This window comes from Singulisphaera rosea (assembly GCF_054877945.1).
Genome location: NZ_JBTYIP020000002.1, coordinates 769,937 through 787,740, shown reverse-complemented (window position 1 = coordinate 787,740; position 17,804 = coordinate 769,937). Strand labels below are relative to the sequence as shown.

The 17,804-nt window shown below is 65.2% G+C and carries 13 protein-coding genes; 6 read left to right on the top strand and 7 right to left on the bottom strand.

Annotated features, from left to right (window positions below; all coding sequences use genetic code 11):
* Positions 1–598: 598 nt before the first annotated feature.
* Positions 599–2,128 carry a fucose isomerase gene (locus ACYOEI_RS06185; protein ID WP_462848473.1) on the bottom strand — a complete coding sequence of 510 codons (1,530 nt, stop codon included), beginning with the start codon at positions 2,126–2,128 and terminating at the stop codon, positions 599–601.
* 180 nt (positions 2,129–2,308) lie between these two features.
* Complete coding sequence (locus ACYOEI_RS06180) at positions 2,309–2,707, bottom strand: thioesterase family protein (protein WP_462848472.1); 399 nt, start codon at positions 2,705–2,707, stop codon at positions 2,309–2,311.
* Between the two features lie 497 nt (positions 2,708–3,204).
* Between ACYOEI_RS06180 and ACYOEI_RS06175 the strand changes: the two genes are divergently transcribed.
* From ACYOEI_RS06175 to ACYOEI_RS06150, 6 genes are all read left to right on the top strand, one after another.
* Entirely contained in the window at positions 3,205–4,635 is a 1,431-nt protein-coding gene (locus tag ACYOEI_RS06175) for a cytochrome-c peroxidase (protein WP_462848471.1), read from the top strand.
* Positions 4,636–4,888: 253 nt separating this feature from the next.
* Positions 4,889–5,236 carry a preQ(1) synthase gene (queF, locus tag ACYOEI_RS06170; RefSeq protein ID WP_462848470.1) on the top strand — a complete coding sequence of 116 codons (348 nt, stop codon included), beginning with the start codon at positions 4,889–4,891 and terminating at the stop codon, positions 5,234–5,236.
* A 48-nt stretch (positions 5,237–5,284) separates the two neighbouring features.
* Positions 5,285–6,091, top strand: coding sequence for an SAM hydrolase/SAM-dependent halogenase family protein (locus tag ACYOEI_RS06165; RefSeq protein ID WP_462848469.1), 807 nt, complete (start codon positions 5,285–5,287; stop codon positions 6,089–6,091).
* A 115-nt stretch (positions 6,092–6,206) separates the two neighbouring features.
* The gene (bioA, locus tag ACYOEI_RS06160; protein ID WP_462848468.1) at positions 6,207–7,583 is read left to right on the top strand and encodes an adenosylmethionine--8-amino-7-oxononanoate transaminase; all 1,377 of its coding nucleotides are present in this window, start codon (positions 6,207–6,209) and stop codon (positions 7,581–7,583) included.
* A complete protein-coding gene (gene bioD / locus ACYOEI_RS06155) occupies positions 7,580–8,320 on the top strand; it encodes a dethiobiotin synthase (RefSeq protein WP_462848467.1) in 741 nt (246 codons plus the stop codon). Before bioA ends, bioD begins: the two co-directional genes overlap by 4 nt.
* Before the next feature lie 38 nt (positions 8,321–8,358).
* A complete protein-coding gene (locus ACYOEI_RS06150) occupies positions 8,359–9,714 on the top strand; it encodes a hypothetical protein (protein ID WP_462848466.1) in 1,356 nt (451 codons plus the stop codon).
* A gap of 169 nt (positions 9,715–9,883) precedes the next feature.
* Here ACYOEI_RS06150 and ACYOEI_RS06145 read toward each other — a convergent pair whose 3' ends face one another.
* The 5 genes from ACYOEI_RS06145 to ACYOEI_RS06125 form a co-directional block, all read right to left on the bottom strand.
* Positions 9,884–10,447 carry a hypothetical protein gene (locus ACYOEI_RS06145; protein ID WP_462848465.1) on the bottom strand — a complete coding sequence of 188 codons (564 nt, stop codon included), beginning with the start codon at positions 10,445–10,447 and terminating at the stop codon, positions 9,884–9,886.
* The gene (locus ACYOEI_RS06140; protein WP_462848464.1) at positions 10,444–11,376 is read right to left on the bottom strand and encodes a DUF58 domain-containing protein; all 933 of its coding nucleotides are present in this window, start codon (positions 11,374–11,376) and stop codon (positions 10,444–10,446) included. The genes ACYOEI_RS06145 and ACYOEI_RS06140 overlap by 4 nt, the downstream gene beginning before the upstream one ends.
* Positions 11,377–11,440: 64 nt before the next feature.
* Positions 11,441–13,633 (bottom strand): alpha-amylase/4-alpha-glucanotransferase domain-containing protein, encoded by a 2,193-nt coding sequence (locus tag ACYOEI_RS06135; RefSeq protein WP_462848463.1) that lies wholly within the window; start codon positions 13,631–13,633, stop codon positions 11,441–11,443.
* Positions 13,634–13,977: 344 nt separating this feature from the next.
* Positions 13,978–15,027 carry a galactose-1-phosphate uridylyltransferase gene (gene galT, locus ACYOEI_RS06130; RefSeq protein WP_462848462.1) on the bottom strand — a complete coding sequence of 350 codons (1,050 nt, stop codon included), beginning with the start codon at positions 15,025–15,027 and terminating at the stop codon, positions 13,978–13,980.
* Between the two features lie 85 nt (positions 15,028–15,112).
* Entirely contained in the window at positions 15,113–17,302 is a 2,190-nt protein-coding gene (locus ACYOEI_RS06125; RefSeq protein WP_462848461.1) for a glycoside hydrolase family 57 protein, read from the bottom strand.
* Between the last annotated feature and the right edge of the window lie 502 nt (positions 17,303–17,804).

Genomic DNA, 17,804 nt, shown 5'->3' with positions numbered 1-17,804 from the left:
CGAGGAGGACCATGGAGATCGGCGTGCTCGATCGTCGGCGGTTCGGAAAGCTCGATGTCGTGGACGATCGGTTTTCCGAGGGAGATCGAATGCTCGGCTTTCGTCGCCTTCGGGGGGCAGGGGCGCACGGCAATGACGGGAGGCAATGGGTCGTGATTCAACCACGAACCTGTCGCGACCCCATAACGAAGGCCTGCGTAGACGAGTGTGGTCAGAAAGGCCGAGACGGCGAGTAACGTCCCGAGGATGCGACGGGGAAGTTGGCGACTTGAGGTCGGAGAAAGCTCGGGTTCGAAGCGGGCACCGGGGTCGAAGGCGAGCGTGAGGGCGGAGTCCAAAGAGGTTCGGCATTGCGGACATCGCCGCTTTTTCGCGACGTCCGGTCGAGAGATGCGGATTTTGACCCCGCACCCCTCGCACGTCAAAACCACGGGTTCCATCGCCGAAGTTCCCCCGGTCGGGTTGTCCCAAGGTTCGTCGGGTGGCGACGACTCCGTCGAGTCTAACACTCGGTCTATTACGACGGAAGACACCGACGAGTTCTCGACTCGTCGGGTCTCCGTGGTTTTGCGGCCGGCACGCTTCGACCGCCTTCGGCTCAGGCGGAGGGGGAGCCCGAGAAGACTCGGATCTTGAAGCCGAGCGACGAGCTGAGGGCGAGCATCTCGCCGAAGATGTCGCCATAGGCGACGGCGATGTGGTTGCTCATATAGTGAGCCATGATCGTGTCCTTGGAGCAGCCGAGGTCGGCGGCCATGAACGGCCATTGCCGGGTCGTCCCGCGCCACCAGGATTCGCGGACGGTCTCGGGGAGGGTGACCGACTCGCCTTTGCCGAGGTCCATGACGAGCTCGCCCTCGCGGTCGATCCAGGCTCGGGCCCAGGTGATCGGGCCGGGCAGGCTCTCGCCGGCGAAGGTCCCGCCGGGCACCGGGAAGTAGCCCGAGGGTTGCCGATAGCTGTGGACACCTTTGAGGGTCGACACATCCTTGTTGAAGGCGTAGGCGCCGCAGCTCCCGGAATTGAGCAGGACCCAGAGCCAGCGCCCCTCGTGCTCTCCGCCCCAGCGGACGTCGTGGAACATGACGGCGCCCGGTTCCCCTTTGGCCTCGAGGATCCGCTTCATCATCTCCATCGGCACGAGGTTGCCCTGGTCGGCCTCGGTGCTGGTGATGACGACGTGGCCGTTTCCTTCCGGACGGGCATGGGAGTTGAGGAGACCCTCACTGAAGTCGCTCGGCGGTAGAAGCTTCAGGAGGCCAAGCTGGTACTGCCAGCCGAGGCAGTCGGCGTGGAACTCCTCGAGCAGGTCGAGCACGGCCAGGTAGCTTCGGAGCTGCTCCTTGGTCGCCTCGGGCGTGAAGTCCTCGGCGTCGGCCTCGCCCCAATGGAACGTGACACCCTTGTCTTGCACGAACTTGAATGCGTCGTTGACGCGGGTGTCGGCGACCGAACGGGTCCGCTCGACGAGCCAGGCCTGGTCGACCTTGTGCTCACTGAATCCGATGGGGTAGAGGAGCCTCGGTCCGAAGTAGCCGTTGATCATGCCCATCGAGGTGTCGCCCAGCATCAAGGCGAGGATCCGCTTCCGGCGGATCTGCTGGAGGACCGAGTCGGCGACCTTGAGGGCCTCGGCGCCGAGGGCGGCGGCCCCGTGGATCTCGGAGGAGTCGTAGCCGATCCGCCCGGTCGAGCACCACTCGTCGAGGCGTTCCATGAAGTGGGCGTCGGCGGTCCAGTCGGGCGCGTCGGTCCAGACGCGCGAGGAAGCCCGGCCGACGCTCTCGAGCGAGGCGCCCGTGTTGAGCAGGGCGACGAGCCCGGGCCAGGTCCCCGAGAAATTCGAGGCCAGGAGCAGCGGGTTGTCCTTGCCGACAACGCCGTCGACCGTGTGCGGGGCGTAGGTCCAGTGGACGAAGACGCCGACCATCGGGTCGTCGATCGGGCCGAGCTTGGAGATCGCCTGGTCCGGGCCGGTGACGTAGCCGTCGACGACGTAGGGGGACCGCCCCAGCTTCTTGAGCGCCGCGACCAGTTGCTCGGTCGTCTCTCGGGAATGGGGGAGGGCCCACTCGTTCGGTTTGGCGCGATAATCGCCGGGCCAGAAGACGGCAACCTTCTTCGACATGGATCACCCAGCCGTGGTCGGGAGTCGGGAATGGTCAGTGAAAGGTCCCAAGTCTATAGTCCCGACGTCGCGCAGGCCACAGGCATCCGGCCGAGGATGAGGTCGGATCCGAGGGCTGTCCCGAAGGCCATGGTTGCAGCCGTCCGATCGACTCCCAACGGATTTGCGATCGACCGAAGATTACTTCTTCCGCTTTCTTTCGACTCGACGGGCGAACCGGTCGACGTCGATGACGCGCCGACGATGAAGGCCTCGAGCGACCGTCTCCTGGCCGTCGTGGGCGTCGACCTGGAAAGTCACGACCGGGCCGTCGACGTGGATGACTCGAGCCCGACATACCACGGTGAAGCCCTCGGGCGTGGGTGCCATGTGCTCGACCTCCACGAACGTGCCGACGCTCCGTTCGTGGTCCTCGAGGCAAGGGGCGATCGCGGCTCGGGCCGCATACTCGAGGTGGGCGATCAGCCAAGGGGTCGAAAACACCCCGGGCATCCGCTCGTCGGCGAAAACGACCCGGTTGCTGGGTCCGACCAGAACCCGTTCCTCACTCGACATCCCTGTCCTCGGCAAGCTCTTCATGCGATCACTCCGACTCGACTTCTCTCGCCCACCAGGGCCTCGATCATTCGCGCGCGCCTTGACCGTGGCTCGACTGATAACAATAATCATTATCGATCTGCTTGGTCCCCCACCATACCGGATCGCGAAACATCGAGGTACTCCGGGGCCTTGCTCGGAGGTGAGCGTGGACCCGGTCGTCATGGGAGGAAGCCCCGGCCTCTTGGGCACCGAGTCTTGAGGATTGTGTCGGAGTACCACCCGCCTGGAGTTTGATGCAATCCCGACAGGTTTGACCGGCCCACTGCCGGGCGGAACGAACACCGCAACTTTAAGGGCGGCACCCGGGGCGGCCCGCGCTCGTCCGTCGACGCTCCCAACGGCGCTGGGGACGCGGATCCTCGACGTCCTTCGGTATTGGGACGCAAGCCTCGCGGACGGCGGAGAGTCGATTCGGCCCGAGGTCGAGATGTCGCTTTGAGGGTCTCAGGAACTCGGTCTCAACTGGAGATTGGTGAATGCGCCAGATGCTCGGATCGTCTGCCACGCTGGCCCTTGCACTGCCGGTGCTGTTTGCACTGAGTGGTTGCGGCGGGGCGGGCGTTGAAGAAACCGCGAAGCCGACTGCGGCGACCGGCGATCAGGCCGCCAAGGTCGAACCGGCCGCGAAGAGGTCTTCGGAATCGGCGGAGCTTGTGACGCCCGACCGTGCGGTCGACCCGAAGAAGCTGATCGACGTCGTCAAGGAGGAGGTGAAGGGCGGGGAAGCTGCCTCCGGCGGTAGCCCGCAGAATGTCCTCTGGCTCCAGGCCAACATGGACGCAATCAAGGACGAGCCCTTGACGGTCGCGGTACCCAAGGGACTCACCCCTTCGCTCGCGGGGGTCGTCCCGTCCGCGAACCCCTTGACCAAGGCGAAGTTCGAGCTCGGCAAACAGCTCTACTTCGACCCTCGCGTCTCTCTCGACGGGACCGTGAGCTGCGCGACCTGCCATAATCCCGATAAGGGTTGGACCGACCGGTTGAAGACCTCGACCGGTATCGACGGCCAGGTCGGCGGGCGGAACGCCCCCACGGTGATCAACACCGCGTTCGGCCGGACGATGTTCTGGGATGGCCGCTCCCCTTCGCTCGAAGGTCAGGCCCAGGGCCCGATCCAGAACCCGATCGAGATGGGCAAGCAGTCGTACGAAGATATCATCAAGCGACTCCGCACGATCAAGGGCTACCAGGACCAGTTCCAGCAGGTCTTCGGCACCGAGGTGACCCTCGACGGTTTCGCGAAAGCCGTCGCCACATTCGAGCGCGTGGCCGCGCTCTCGGGCAACTCGAAGTATGACAAATACACCCGCGACGGCGACTTCAAGGCCCTCTCCGAGAGCGAGAAGCGGGGCATGGTCCTCTTCGGCCTGAGCCTCAGCAGCGACGACGACTTCAAGCCCGGCGTCACCCGAGCGAAGGCGGCCTGCACCGTCTGCCACTCCGGCTTCAACTTCAGCGACGAGAAGTTCCACAACCTCGGGATCGGCTGGGACGAAGCGAAGCGCGAATTCGCCGACCTCGGGCGGTGGGCGATCTCGCCGATTGGATCGAAGGACCCTGCCGAGCTTGGCGCCTTCAAGACCCCGACGGTCCGCGACGCCGAGAAGACCGGCCCGTACATGCACGACGGCAGCATCGCCACCCTGGAAGAGGTTGTCGAGCACTACGACAAGGGAGGATTCCCGAATCCCTCGCTCGACAAGGAAATGAAGAAGCTCAACCTGACCGCCTCCGAAAAGGCCGATGTTGTCGCCTTCATGAAGGCCCTCAGCGGCGAAGAGGTCAAGGTCGTCCTCCCGACGCTCCCCGTCGGGCCCGACGGCAAGACGCCGGACGCCCGAGCGGCCCTCGAGATGCCGACTCCGAAGGCGGCCCAGAACGTCGTCCACCCGCCCACGATTCGCTGATCCGGATCCAACACCCGACTCGAGTGCTCATCCCCTCGACGGGTGCGGACGACAGCCCGCCCGGCCGTCTCTCGCGACGGCCGGGCGTTCTTTTATGCGCCGAGGTCGGGTCTCACTCTTCTATTCGGAGGGGAGAACCGGCCGTTCGCTTCGCCGAGGTCGTCTGGGTTCGCTACAATAGAAATTCACGCGGGGGGGGAGATGCGGGGCGAGTCCGTATGGATCCCTCAACGATCGACCGAGGACTCGTGCGATGTCGCTGGAGACGTTCCCGAACCAGTTCCCGAACCGGGACTACGAGATCGAGATCACCTGCCCGGAGTTCACGGCGGTCTGCCCGATGACCGGCCAGCCAGACTTCGGGACGATCCTCATCACCTACGTGCCCGACGCCACCTGCATCGAGCTGAAGAGCCTCAAGCTCTACCTCTTCGCGTATCGTAACCGGGGAATCTTCTACGAACACTCGATCAACACGATGCTCGACGACTTCGTCGCGGCCTGCCAGCCGAGGCGGATGCGTGTGGTCGGCCAGTTCACCCCGAGGGGGGGGATCTCGTCCCGGATCACGGCGAATTACGAGGCGAAGTCGGGGTCCTGACGAGGCTTCTGGATACGAAGTGAAGGCCTGTTGAGAGGAGGTGGGGCGGTGGGCGGCGGGATCCTCACCATGACGACCGACTTCGGGCTCGAGGGCTCGTACGTCGCCGAGATGAAGGGAGTGGTCCTGGGCCTGGTCCCGGACGCCCGGATCCTCGATGTCACCCACCTCATCGCTCCCCAGGCGATCCGCCAGGGGGCCTACATCCTCTCGACGGTCGTCGTCGCCTTTCCGACCGGGACGGTCCACCTCGCCGTTGTCGACCCGGGCGTCGGGACGAGCCGCCGCCTGATCGCCGTCTCCACGGTCGACCAATGGTTCGTGCTCCCGGACAACGGCCTGGTCGGCGAGGTCCTGCGAGCTCATCCACCGATCGGACTTTGGGAGATCGCCAACCCTGCGCTTCGTCGAGAACCGGTCTCGAATACCTTCCACGGGCGAGATGTCCTCGCCCCGGCCGCCGCCCACCTTTTGCTCGGCCGCAACCCCGACGAACTCGGCCCGAGGCTGGCCAGCTACGTCCCTCTTCCTGGACTCGAGCCGAGCCGAAACGACGATGGCTATTCCGGCGAAGTCATCTTCATCGACGCCTTCGGCAATCTCATCACGAACCTCGATCGAACGATTCTTGACAATCATCCCCTCGAGGATTGGACGATCGACGTCGCCGGGAGCCGGATAGCCGGAGTTGTCACGACCTATGGGCACCAACCACCCGGGACGCTCGTCGCCCTGGTCGGTAGCTCAGGACGACTCGAGGTCTCGATCGTGAACGGCAACGCCGCACGTCGATTGACGGTGGGGGTGGGGACGAAGGTGAACATCCTGGGGCATCGAGATAGGACAAGACCGTGATTCACCACAAAGGCATCAAGGGAAGCCGAAAGGTTAGAATTGAAAGATTTAAGATTTAGGATTTCTAGAATTTCTGACCTTTGTGTCTTTGTGCCTTTGTGGTGAATGGAATCCCATGCCCTCCACGATCCCCCGAGAAACCCTCGCCAACTGGGACCACGCCCATCTCTGGCATCCTTTCACCGCGCAAGCGGACTGGGCTGCGGCGGAGCCGCTCATCATCGAGCGGGGTGAGGGTGTCTACCTGTTCGACGTTCAGGGGCGACGCTATCTCGACGGCGTCAGCTCGCTCTGGTGCAACGTCCACGGGCATCGGCACCCGGCACTGGACGCCGCGATTCGAGAGCAGCTCGACAAAGTGGCGCATTCGACCCTCCTCGGCGTCAGTCATCCGACCGCGATCGAGCTCGCTCGGAAGCTCGTCGAGCTCGCGCCCGAGGGTCTGACGCGCGTCTTCTTCTCGGACGACGGTGCGACGGCGGTCGAGGTGGCCCTCAAGATGGCGTTCCAATACTGGCGCCAGAAGCCGGACCCCGAGCCGAAGCGGACGCGTTTCCTCGCGCTCGGCGGGGCCTATCACGGCGACACACTTGGCGACGTAAGCGTCGGGGGAGTTGACCGGTTCCACGCGATGTTCGGGCCGCTGCTTTTTCCGGCCTTGCGGGCCCCGTCGCCTCATTGCTACCGATGCCCGTTGGAGCTCCAACACCCCGACTGTGGTAAGGCCTGTCTGGCCGAGGTGGACCGTCTCTTGTCGGCCCACCCCGGCGAGGTTGCCGCGATCGTCGTCGAGCCCCTCGTCCAGGGGGCGGCCGGGATGATCGTCCACCCGCCCGACTACCTCCGTGGGCTTCGCGAGTTGTGTACGAAGCATGACGTGTTGTTGATCGCCGACGAGGTTGCCGTCGGCTTCGGCAGGACCGGGACCCTGTTCGCTTGCGAGCAAGAGGGGGTGACTCCCGACTTGCTCTGCCTCGCCAAGGGGCTGACCGGAGGGTACTTGCCGCTCGCGGCGACGTTGACGACCGAGCGGGTTTATTCCGCATTCTACGGGACGATCGCCGACGGAAAGACGTTCTATCATGGACACACGTTCGGCGGGAATCCGCTCGGCGCGGCGGTCGCCCTCGCCAACCTCCAGGTCTTCGAGGACGAGTCGACCCTCGAGGCGCTCGAGCCGAAGATCGCTCGCCTGACCGAGCGGCTCGAAGAATTCCGAGGACTTCCGCACGTCGGCGATGCCCGGCAGCGCGGCCTGATCGCGGGGATCGAGTTGGTGGCGGACAAGTCGTCCAAGGCGCCGTATCCCTGGACCGACCAGGTCGGTGCCAGAATCTGTGCCCTGGCTCGCGAGTCGGGCCTGCTCATCCGGCCCCTGGGCGACGTCCTCGTCGTAATGCCGCCGCTTGCGATCACGATCGGAGAACTCGACGCCATGCTCGATACGATGCTGATGTGCATCAGGAAAGCGACCGAGGAGACGACGGTATGATCGGTCGCGGCCTCTTCGTCGTCGGTACCGATACGGGGGTCGGCAAGACGGTGGTTGCCTCGACGATCGCGAGGGAGTTGTCGCGACAGGGCCGCCGCGTCGGGGTCTTGAAGCCGGTCGCGACCGGCGCGTCGTTCGTCGATGGCGCCTGGGAGTCGGAGGACGTCTCGGCGTTGATCGAGGCCATCGGGGGTGATGTCCCGTTCGAGAAGGTCACTCCGTTTGTCTATGAAGAACCGCTCGCGCCGGTGGTCGCCGCTCGTCGGTGTGACGCCCCGCTCGCCTTCGACGCCGTCTGCCGAGCGGTCGACGATGCGCTCGCCTGGTGGGCCGAACGGACGGATGTAATGGTCGTGGAGGGTGTGGGAGGATTGCTCACGCCGCTGGCCGAGGGCGCGACGATCGCCGACCTGGCCATCCATCTCGATTTCCCGCTCCTGATCGTGGCAAGGAAAGGGCTCGGGACGTTGAACCACACCCTCTTAACCGTGGACGCGGCGGTCTCGCGCGGGCTTCGGGTGGCGGGGGTCATCCTCAACAGCGCCGAGCCGGAGTCGGGGAGTCTGGCGGAGGCGACGAATGCCGGGGCGTTGGCCCGGCTCCTGGACGGGATCGGGATCCTGGCGGAAGTGGACTTCCGCGAGGACCCGGCGGGCGTCGCGTTCTCCGACGGGTCGGTGGACTGGTATAATCGAATGAGCCGGCCGAGGGGCTCGGGCTGGTCGACTCGAGGCTGAGGCCCGAGCCGAGGCGTGCCGCGAGGAGGTTGCGGACGATGACCGATGCCACGGGACTTCCCTTCCGGACACCGTCTCCCGAGGGTCCTCAGTCGGGAAGCCACGACGCCGAGGACCTCACGACGCGCGAGTTCGAATCGCCGCCGATCCCCCCAGGACCGCCCCTCGGAAGCTCCAGCAACGACGAGTTGACTCAACTGCTTTCCGACACCCTGACGAAGCCTACGCCCGATCCCCTTCTCGGTGAATACTCGGCCGACGCCCCAACTCTGGAGGAGGCCGAAACGACCCACGAGGAGGGCGCCGGGCCTCGAGAATCATTCGACGCGGTCGCCATCTTGAACGCGTTCACCGACCCGACTCCCATCGATGCCGTGGGACCCAGTTCTTCCTCGCCTCGTGCGGCGGCCACCGAACCGAGGCCGGACGACTCGGCGATCGCCAGCGCCGAGGATCGGGCGCACGGTGATCGAGAAAGACTCGAAGGCTTGACGACGGATCTTTCCGCCGCGTCCGTCCCGACTTCGTCGGCTTTCGACCTGATCGTCGGGGGCGACCCTGAAGGACCCCCTCCTCAGCCGGTTTCCTACGACGCCTTCCCCAGTCTCGATCTCTCCGCCCCCGGCACGAATCCGCCCGCCCCAGCGAAACACGTGGAGTCGGAAGCGGATGTCGAGGTCGAGGAGGAGGAAGAACCAGCCCGGGGTTCCTCGATCGTGATGTTCCTCCTCATCAGCTACGCAAGTGCCGTGACGTTGGGCCTGGCCTGGGTCCTGATCTCGGGGAGGAAGCTGCGCGAGTCAGAGGATGTGGACGTGACGCCCAACTTGGAGGCCCGAGCCGACCCGGGGAAACGAGCCGACCGTTCGCGCAAGGTGGGAATCCCCGTACCGATCGCCGCCGACCATCTGATTCCCCTGGGCAAACCGATTCAGTTGGGCGATCTCGAGGTGACCCCGATGCGGGTGTCGTCCGGCGCCGTCGCTTTGAAACGGACAATCAGCGAGCCCGAACTGCGTGACGGCGGGAACGACGCCTTGACGCTGAAGGTCCGGCTCCGGAACACGTCCAAAGACACGATCTTTGCCCCGCTCGACGAGGCTTTCCTCCGAGAACGGGACAAGGACGTCCTGGACACGGTCATCGAGACCGGGGGGGGGGCCGAGATTACGATGTACCCCTTGGCGGTCACCAGCGAATGGTCGATCGACGACCAGGAGTTCCCGGAGCTTCGGCCGGGCGAGTCGTTTGAAGGGATCGTCGTGAGCGCGCCGGACGCGACAAGTCGAGTTACCGACGAGATGACCTGGCGACTCCGGCTCCGGACGGGGATCGACCACAACGATACACTCGGGGTCCGTTTCCGAAAGGCGGATGTCCAAACGGGGCGGTGAGGCGAGTGCCGAGCGACCGAGACGCATCCCGCAATCTGGTATGACTGGCGTTCGTCTGTAAACCTATAAGCATTTCGTAGGATGGGCATGGCCCAGCGGGGCGTCGGAGTGCAGGTGGGCAGCGCCCACTCTACGAAATGCAATCAAGATGATTTCAAGAGAGAACGCTTCAAGTGTCGGCCATTTGGGCGTGTGTCGAAGTGCGGCCGCCTCGTGATCTGGGCTTGCCGTTCGTCGTGGATTCCTTGGCCGCCGAGGTGATCAACTCGGTGAGAGCTTGGAAATCCAGGTCGGTATAGGACTCGAGGTCGATCGAGTCGGCGAACTTGGCCCGATCGGCTTCGAGCAAGAAGCCGACGACCTTCAACGCGTGATCGGAACCGAGTGCGGTGAGCAGGCCGGGATCGGTTGCGATCTCTTCCGTGGTCTTCGCCCGCCATGCATCGCCGAATCGAACGGTGAGTGCTTCTCGGACCGTCAAGGACCAGTAGATCATCCGTTCTCGAGGCGTGTCGGAGGGAGAAAAGCGGGTGCCGGGCGGAGGGGGGATCGACGCGCCGGCCCTGGTGCGTCGACGACGTCGCCGGATCCAAAAAGCCGAGACCAACAGGAGCGAGAACCCCGCGCCGATCGCCCAGGGGACGGGCGAACTGCGGGGCGACTCGAGTGGCTCCGGCCCGAGGTTGGGACGCGGGGGGAGGAGGATGGTCTTGGTGGGCTCGTTCTCGATCACGTCGCGCCTCGGCGAGGGGCCCTGCCGGTGAAGATCCGAATCAAGGGGGAGATCGGATCTTCCGCGGTCGAGAACTCGTACCCCGTGAGGCCGGCCGAGGCGCACCAGCGTCGGAATTCCGTCCGACGCTCAACCGCGGCCTGGGCGTAGGCGTCCCGGAGCTTCGCGGAGGTCGTGTCGATCGTTTTTCTCGTCCCCTGCTCGGCGTCCTCGAGGACGAGCAGGCCGGTATTAGGAAGGACCTCCTCGCGAGGGTCCACGATCCGGATTGCGACGACCTCGTGACGCCTCGAGGCCTGCCGCCAGGCCGCGATCGGCTCGGGAGTGAGGAAGTCGCTGAGGACGACGATCAACGCACGTCTCGCCGTCCTGCGGAGCCGAGAAAGGCCGACCGTGAGCGATGTCCGCCGAGAGGTCGCGGGAGTTGCCACGAGCGCCCGGACCAACCTGGCGAGGTGCCTGGTCCCGCCGCCTGGGGGCAACTCGGCTTCGACGCGGTCGCTGACGAGGGCCAACCCGACGCGGTCGCCGTTCTGGATGGCGGCTGTCGCGAGCAAGGCGGCCGCCTGAGACGCCCGGTCGGCTTTCGTCCGTCCCTCGTCGCCGAACCGTAGACTGGCCGAGACATCGACGATCAACCAGAGCGTGAGCGCCCGCTCTTCGACGAACCGACGGACGTAGGGCCTCCCCTGGCGGGCGGTGACGTTCCAGTCCAGGTGGCGGACGTCGTCTCCGGGTTCGTACGCCCGCAACTCTGCGAATGTCAGCCCCAGGCCGGGCCGGGCCCCGTGGTACGCCCCGGCGAGGAGCGAGACGGCCCCCGGCCGGACTCGGAAGCGGAGCCGACGCGCCTGGCGGACGATCGCCGTCGCATCCACGTTCGACGCCGAGGTCGGGGTTTTCTTCCGCGGTCGGAATGGCCAGATCATTCGAGTGTCGCGTCAGGGTGTCGCGGGGGAGGAGATCGATCCCGGGATCGTCCATCCCTCGCGTCTATTCGTTCGCGGCAAGTTGGGTCGACCGCTCGGTATGTCGGGGGTTCGATGCGACATGCGCCCGGTCGGCGCTCAGGCGGATCCGGACCTCCCACCGCCTCGAGTCGTCGGCCTTCACGACCCAGTGCGGGATCACGGCCGAGCTCTGATACACGCCCTCGAAACCCGACTCGCTTTGGCTCACGGTCTCGATCGGGAAGCACCAGAGGCCACCGGGGACCGACCAGACCAGGCCGACGGAGAGGTCGAGCCACTCGTCGACGAGGCCGACGCCCTCGACCAGAGAGCGGTCGAGTCGGGAGTCGAGCATCCCCAACCTCGTGCCTTCGCCGTCGAGATAATAACGGTCGTGGGCGTGGCCCGCCATCGCCGCGAAGTTCATCTCGACCCCGAAATGGAGCGGCACACCGACGGGCAAGCCTTCCAGGACGTAACGGATCTCGAGGTCCGACGACTCGGCGGCCAGCTCGACGGATTTTCGAATCTGGATCGCATGGCCGTCGGCCCGGCCGGGTCGTTCCATCAGGAGGCTGACCCGATCGTCCCCGCGCTGGACCTTGGAGAGATAGGCCCCGGTCACAAAGTCGCCGCGTTCCACGTCCCGGCAGGTTGCGAGGTCGTCGATCGTCACATCCGGGGCAAAGAAATGATCGACGAATGCCTTGCGAGGATAGCGGTCATAGACGAGCAGGCGGTCGAGTCCTTCCTGCTTGAGGACGACCCGGCCCTGGATGCTGGCGGGAACGTCGCCAAGCCCGCCGGAGGGGTCGGTGGCGGCGACGATCGCGGCGTGGTAGGCCTCGGGACGTCGGTCCAGAGTCGCCAGGACGTTCGTCTGAGCCTGACGCTCGTCGAGCTCGTAGAGGTGCCCGCCGGTCGCCGGCCGGAAGAATGCGATCAGCCGGTCGTTCTCGAGGCAGACCTCCTGCCTCGCGTCGAAGTTGAAGTCGGCGACCTCGAGCCGCGCTCGGGGGCCGGTCCGACCTTCGGCGTCGTCGAGCGCGTTGTGTGCGGAGATCAGGCTGCGATAGATGGCGTTGCGGAGATGCGGGAGGTAGAGACCGCCGAAGGCGCCGTGCCAGTAGGGGCAGTTGCACTGGCCTCGGTAGAGCTCCTGACGAGCGACCTCGAGATAGTCGGGGTCGGAGCCCGGCCGGGCTTCGAGATCGGCCAAACGACGTGAAAGGTTGAGCATCCGAGAGTACATCTCGTCGCTCTCGGCGTAACGTGCCTTGAAATTCCGCCACGAGCCCCCGGCCCGGACGAATGGCGCCAGACGGGCCGCGGCCGGTTCTCCGGCCGTCTCCCGGACCGCCGCCATGTACCCCGACAGCCGGGTCGCCGGCAAGGCCCATTCCGTCATCTCCCGATAGGAGCTGTCCGGCAGATAGACCTTCCCCCTCGGCAGCGTCTCATCGACGGCTCGTGCGAAGGTCGTCGGCCGCAACCAGTCGAGGTTGCCGACGATCATGTCGCAGAACCGCCGGAGCCAGCCCCTCGTGTAGACGTGATCGAACGTATCGGGCCAGGAGCCGAACTTCTCGCCGTCGTCCGCGAAGACCGCCGTCGCGCCGGGGTTCTCGTCGGCCAGGCGGCGGAGATATTCGTACGTCGCATGCGGCTCCTGGAACGGGATCGTGTACCGGAGCCGCTCCGCGACAGGGAAGACTTTCAGGAGGTGGCCGTCATCCTCGGTCAGGAAATAGCCCGTGAGCTCGGCCTCGGTCAGGCCGGCTCGGCCGAAATGGAAGTCGTCGAGGACGGTGTACTCGATCCCCGCGTCCACCAGCGACGAGACCAGGGGCTGTTCCCAGACCCGCTCGGGGACCCACATCCCCCGGATCGGGGCCCCGAAATGTTCTCTCAAGTAGCTGGAATACGTCCGAATCTGGCCGACGCGATCCCGATGCGGGATCATCGTCATGATCGGCTCGTAGAAGCCGCCGCCGAGGATCTCGACCCGGCCCGCCTCGACCATGGAGCGAATCCGGGAGACGTAATCGGGCCTCCGCTCGATCAGCCACTCCAAAAGCGGCCCCGAGGTATGGAGGACGAACGGGATCTGGGGATAATCCTCCATCACCTCGAGGAATGGCAGATACCCTTCGCGATACGCCGCTTCGAAGACGCCGTCGAAATTACCCACGGGCTGATGGTTGTGCAGGGCGAAGATCAAGCGGACGCCGGACATGGGATGCCCTCGAGGCTCGCGGCGATCGGGTTCGGGATGGAACGACTATCCTCGCAGAACCGATTCTCATCGCCAATCCGGATTGAGATTTCCCAACGGGAAACGGAGAGGCCTGTGCGAATTAATCGGGGCGCGGAAAGGCTGTCGGATGGGGAAGGTCGGCCGACGACGTGGCCTTGCGATAATGCGTAAATTGGGGCGGTCTTCCTGCCCCTCCGAGCACGTGGCAGGCTTTTGCGAATCCCCTTCGAATCGAGCAAGTCAGACGCGCTCGCCGGCGCATCAAGCCGTTTCGGGACGAGACTCTCGCGTTCCCATCCTGGACTTGAGCGGCTCGAAGGCGTTCAGGCTAGTCCGGTCTCTTGTCCCGCAGTGATTCCCATCCCGAGCGTGCCGATTTCGGTGTCCCTGAGGAATCGCGCCGCGTCTTCTGGTGGGACCGGGTTGATGTAGAAGCCGGAGCCCCATTCGAACCCGGCGATCCGGGACAGTCGGGGGATGATCTCGATGTGCCAGTGATAGTGGGGGAGTTCCTGGTGGTCGAACGGCGCGGTGTGGATGATGTAGTTGTATGACGGGTTGTCGAGCGCGATCTCGAGCTTATTCAGGACCTGCCGCATGACCGTCCCGAGGTCGTCGACCCCGGGTTTCGGGATGTTCTCGAAGTGGCTGGAATGGCCCTTGGGGATGATCCATGTCTCGAACGGGAACCGGCTCGCGTAGGGGCAGAATGCGGTGAAGTGGGTCGTATCCAGAACGATCCGCTTCTCGTTGGCGAGCTCTTCTTGCACCATGTCGCAGTAGATGCAACGGCCGCGGTAGTTGAAGAACTCGAGCGAGCCTGTCATCTCCTCCCACACCGAGATCGGCACGATCGGAGTGACGATGAGCTGGCTGTGGGTATGCTCGAGGCTTGCGCCGCCGGCGGCACCGACGTTCTTGAACAACATGCCGTGGACGAGTCGCGTGTCCCGCTTTAGATCGACCAGGCGGTCGCGGTAGACCCATAAGACTTCCCGGATATTATCTTCCGAGAGCGAGGCCATGCTCACGTGGTGGCGCGGCGATTCGATGATGACTTCGTGGGCTCCCACGCCCGCCATCTTGTCGTAGATCCCCTCGCCACGCTTGTGCAGGTTCCCTTCAACTTTGAGTGCGGGGAACTTGTTCGGGACGACTCGGATGCGCCAGCCCGGCCCGTTGGCCCGCGTCCCGCGCTCGCGATAGGCGAGGATCTCGGGGGGCGTCTTGTCCTCCTGGCCCTCGCAGAAGGGGCACAGGCCCCCCTCCGCGACGGTCTGGGCTTCTCCGCGGAAGTCGTGAGGTCGTTTCGCCCGCTCGTGCGCGATGATCACCCAACGACCGACGATCGGATCCTTACGCAGCTCGGGCATCTTCCGGCCTCCGTGGACGAAACGACTTGAGGACGCCTCCGGGATCCGTCCCGTCGAGCGACACCGCAAACGGCAGGTCAGGCGCTTATACTTGCCACATGATCCGTTCGAAGTCGGGCGTGGGCACGGTCAACTCGAAGATCCCCTCGCGAGGGGCCCGGTCGAGGCTCGATTCGCCGCCGATGAGCTCGACGTAGAACCGGATCGGATCCCCGGCCTTCAGGCCGAGGCGGCCGAACGGCACGCCGAGCTCCAGGACCTTGCCGGTCGCGACCTCGACGGTCGTCCCGTTGCTCGAGGGCTGCCCCGAGTGATTGATGACCGAGATCGGCCTCGGGCTCGAAGGCGACCGGACGGCGATTTCCCAATCGGCCGGGTCGACGAAACCCACGCGGAGCATGTCGACTTCCGCGAGCCGCTCGGCGGCGGGACCACCTTCGGTGTCGACGCGGACCAAGAGCCGCTCGGCGTCGAAGCCGAACCAGACGCTCTGGAGCAGGCCGCGCGAGACCAGGGCCATCGTCCCACGCTCGTTACCGCACACGTAGTGGGCCGCGTTGATCCACTCGAAGTACGAGGAACGGCCGTCGACGTTCACGCGGAGGAAGCTGTTGGGCTGGTCGTGGATCGACTTGTGGCTGCCGGCCTGGGAGATCGGCGTGAACAGGTTGCCGGGGGGCTCCTGTCCCAGGAGGGTGTACACGTTCCGGAGGTGCTTGCGGAAGAGGTGGTCGAAGAGGGCGTCGAGGGCGCTCGAGTGGTCGTCGCCGTACCACCAGAACCAGTCGGAACCCTCCGCGATGTAGATCTCATCCCAGGCCCTCGACAGGGTCTCGGGATCGTGGCGGCCCTTGCTCGCTTCCTGGACGAGGAATTGCCGGGTCGTATGGAGCGCGTCCCATCCCCGGTTGTCCTCGGGATGCCCGATCCAGATCGCGAAGTTGTGGCTGATCCAACTCCCGGAGAAGAGTCGCGGCAGGGTGTCGACGGGCGGATGCTCGCGGAGGAATTCGCCGACCGTCGTCGGCTTGACCCGGGAGTCACGGACCGCCCCCTGGTAGAGCGAGCGGAGGAAAGAGACGCCGCCGTCGGGGTAGTACTCCCAGCAGTTCTCGCCGTCGAGGATCACCGGGACGAGCGTCGCCGGGTTCTGGCGACAGGCGTCGCCGATCGCGTGGAGCTTGCCGATGAAGTCGGCGGCGGCGGCGTGCCCTGGGCTGCGTTGATAGTGGAAGCCGACCTGGTCGGACATCGAGTGGTCCCGGAAAACGATGCCCAGCTCGTTCCCCCCCTCGTTGACCTTCCAGGCCCGGTAGAGGAGCTCGGGATGCCGGACGTGTCCCCGGCTATCGCGCCCGACCTTGCCGTGCGTGGAGCAGCCGAGGATCTCCTCGTCGGTCGCGATCCACTGGATGCCGTGGCGGGCCAGGAGGGGGAGCATCGCCTGGCAGACCGACCCTTCGCTGGGCCACATCCCCCTCGGCCGTTCGCCGAAGTGCTTCTGGTGCTGCTCGACCGCGCGACGGACGTGGACCTCGGCGTCTTCGGGGTAGCCGTCGCGGTAAGATGGCAGAGTGACGTCGGGCATGGCCTCGCGGGCCAGCCGCTTGTCGAAGAGCAGGGGGAGGATCGGGTGGTAAAACGGAGTGGTCGTCAACTCGACCTGTCCCCGGTCGGCGAGCTTGCGGTGGAGCGGGATGATCTGGGCGAGCAGGTCGCGCTGCTTGTCGAGCAGCCACTGCTTCTCATCCTCGCTATAACGCCAGCCCTTGGCCTTGAACTCGGCGAGCTCGGGGTCCTTTTCGAAAAGGAGCGGATGCATCCAGCTCAGGTTGGACCAGACCTGGAGGTCGCGGAGGTCGCGCTCTCGAAATCGCGGCAGGGCCTGCTGGGCGGAGTCCATCCCGAGCCCGCGCTGGAGGTAGAGCTCGTGGTAACGGGCGTGCGGCCGGATCATGGCGTCGGCGTGCGCCATGAAAAAGTTGTCGAGGAGGTAGAGCGCATCCTCCTGGTTGAGGCCGTCCGCCGGGAGCCTCGAGACTCGGAGGTGCTTGTCGGTCGCACCATGCACGTACGCCTCGATCTGCACGAGCAGGCTTGGGACGAGGTTGATCGTGCAGCGGAATTCGGGCACTTCCTCGAGATGGAGCGCCATCCCGATGTAATCCTTGGTCCCGTGCAAGCGGACCCAGGGCATCGGATTTTCCCCGGCGACGTCGTCCGGATAATACGGCTGGTGCTGGTGCCACATCAGGGCCAGGGAAACTGTGGGCATTTCGATTCCTTATCCTGAGTGCGGTCCGAGAACGAATTCGGTTGCGTCGAGAGGTCGGCTTCGATTCGTTCCCAGGGCCATCAATCTACGTCGCTCTCGCTCCCCGGCGTTTCGCGAGCTCATCCGGCGTGTGTCATCCCTGGGATTGCGGGGGCATCCGCCGAACGGCGATCGCCCTTCGAGCGTCCCAAGGCCTTGGCTTGCAGCTCCCGGGCCCAGGCCGGGCGCACATCATTGCTCAAGGCATTTTTTGGGACGATTTCCGATGGGGCCGACCCTCGATCACGAAAGGCCACGCTCGGACTTGGGCGATCGGGGGCTTCGCCCGAGGGGATCGATCGGTCCGAGTCATGGCGGCAGGCCGGCGCAACCAGATCCTCAAGGACGCCGAGGATGACCTCGGGCTCATTTCGGGTCGAGTGCCTAAACTCTTCGCTATTTGATCTCGACCGCAGCCGGGACGAACCTTGGCGCGTGTCTCGATCCGAGGGAAAGGGCCCTC

What these genes read in the sequence shown, in the direction of transcription:
- bioD (WP_462848467.1), top strand. Translation starts at nt 7,580, where the DNA reads ATGATCGGTCGCGGCCTCTTCGTCGTCGGTACCGATACGGGGGTCGGC.
- galT (WP_462848462.1), bottom strand. Translation starts at nt 15,027, where the DNA reads ATGCCCGAGCTGCGTAAGGATCCGATCGTCGGTCGTTGGGTGATCATC.
- ACYOEI_RS06140 (WP_462848464.1), bottom strand. Translation starts at nt 11,376, where the DNA reads ATGATCTGGCCATTCCGACCGCGGAAGAAAACCCCGACCTCGGCGTCG.
- queF (WP_462848470.1), top strand. Translation starts at nt 4,889, where the DNA reads ATGTCGCTGGAGACGTTCCCGAACCAGTTCCCGAACCGGGACTACGAG.
- ACYOEI_RS06150 (WP_462848466.1), top strand. Translation starts at nt 8,359, where the DNA reads ATGACCGATGCCACGGGACTTCCCTTCCGGACACCGTCTCCCGAGGGT.
- ACYOEI_RS06180 (WP_462848472.1), bottom strand. Translation starts at nt 2,707, where the DNA reads ATGAAGAGCTTGCCGAGGACAGGGATGTCGAGTGAGGAACGGGTTCTG.
- ACYOEI_RS06135 (WP_462848463.1), bottom strand. Translation starts at nt 13,633, where the DNA reads ATGTCCGGCGTCCGCTTGATCTTCGCCCTGCACAACCATCAGCCCGTG.
- ACYOEI_RS06175 (WP_462848471.1), top strand. Translation starts at nt 3,205, where the DNA reads ATGCGCCAGATGCTCGGATCGTCTGCCACGCTGGCCCTTGCACTGCCG.
- ACYOEI_RS06185 (WP_462848473.1), bottom strand. Translation starts at nt 2,128, where the DNA reads ATGTCGAAGAAGGTTGCCGTCTTCTGGCCCGGCGATTATCGCGCCAAA.
- ACYOEI_RS06125 (WP_462848461.1), bottom strand. Translation starts at nt 17,302, where the DNA reads ATGCCCACAGTTTCCCTGGCCCTGATGTGGCACCAGCACCAGCCGTAT.
- bioA (WP_462848468.1), top strand. Translation starts at nt 6,207, where the DNA reads ATGCCCTCCACGATCCCCCGAGAAACCCTCGCCAACTGGGACCACGCC.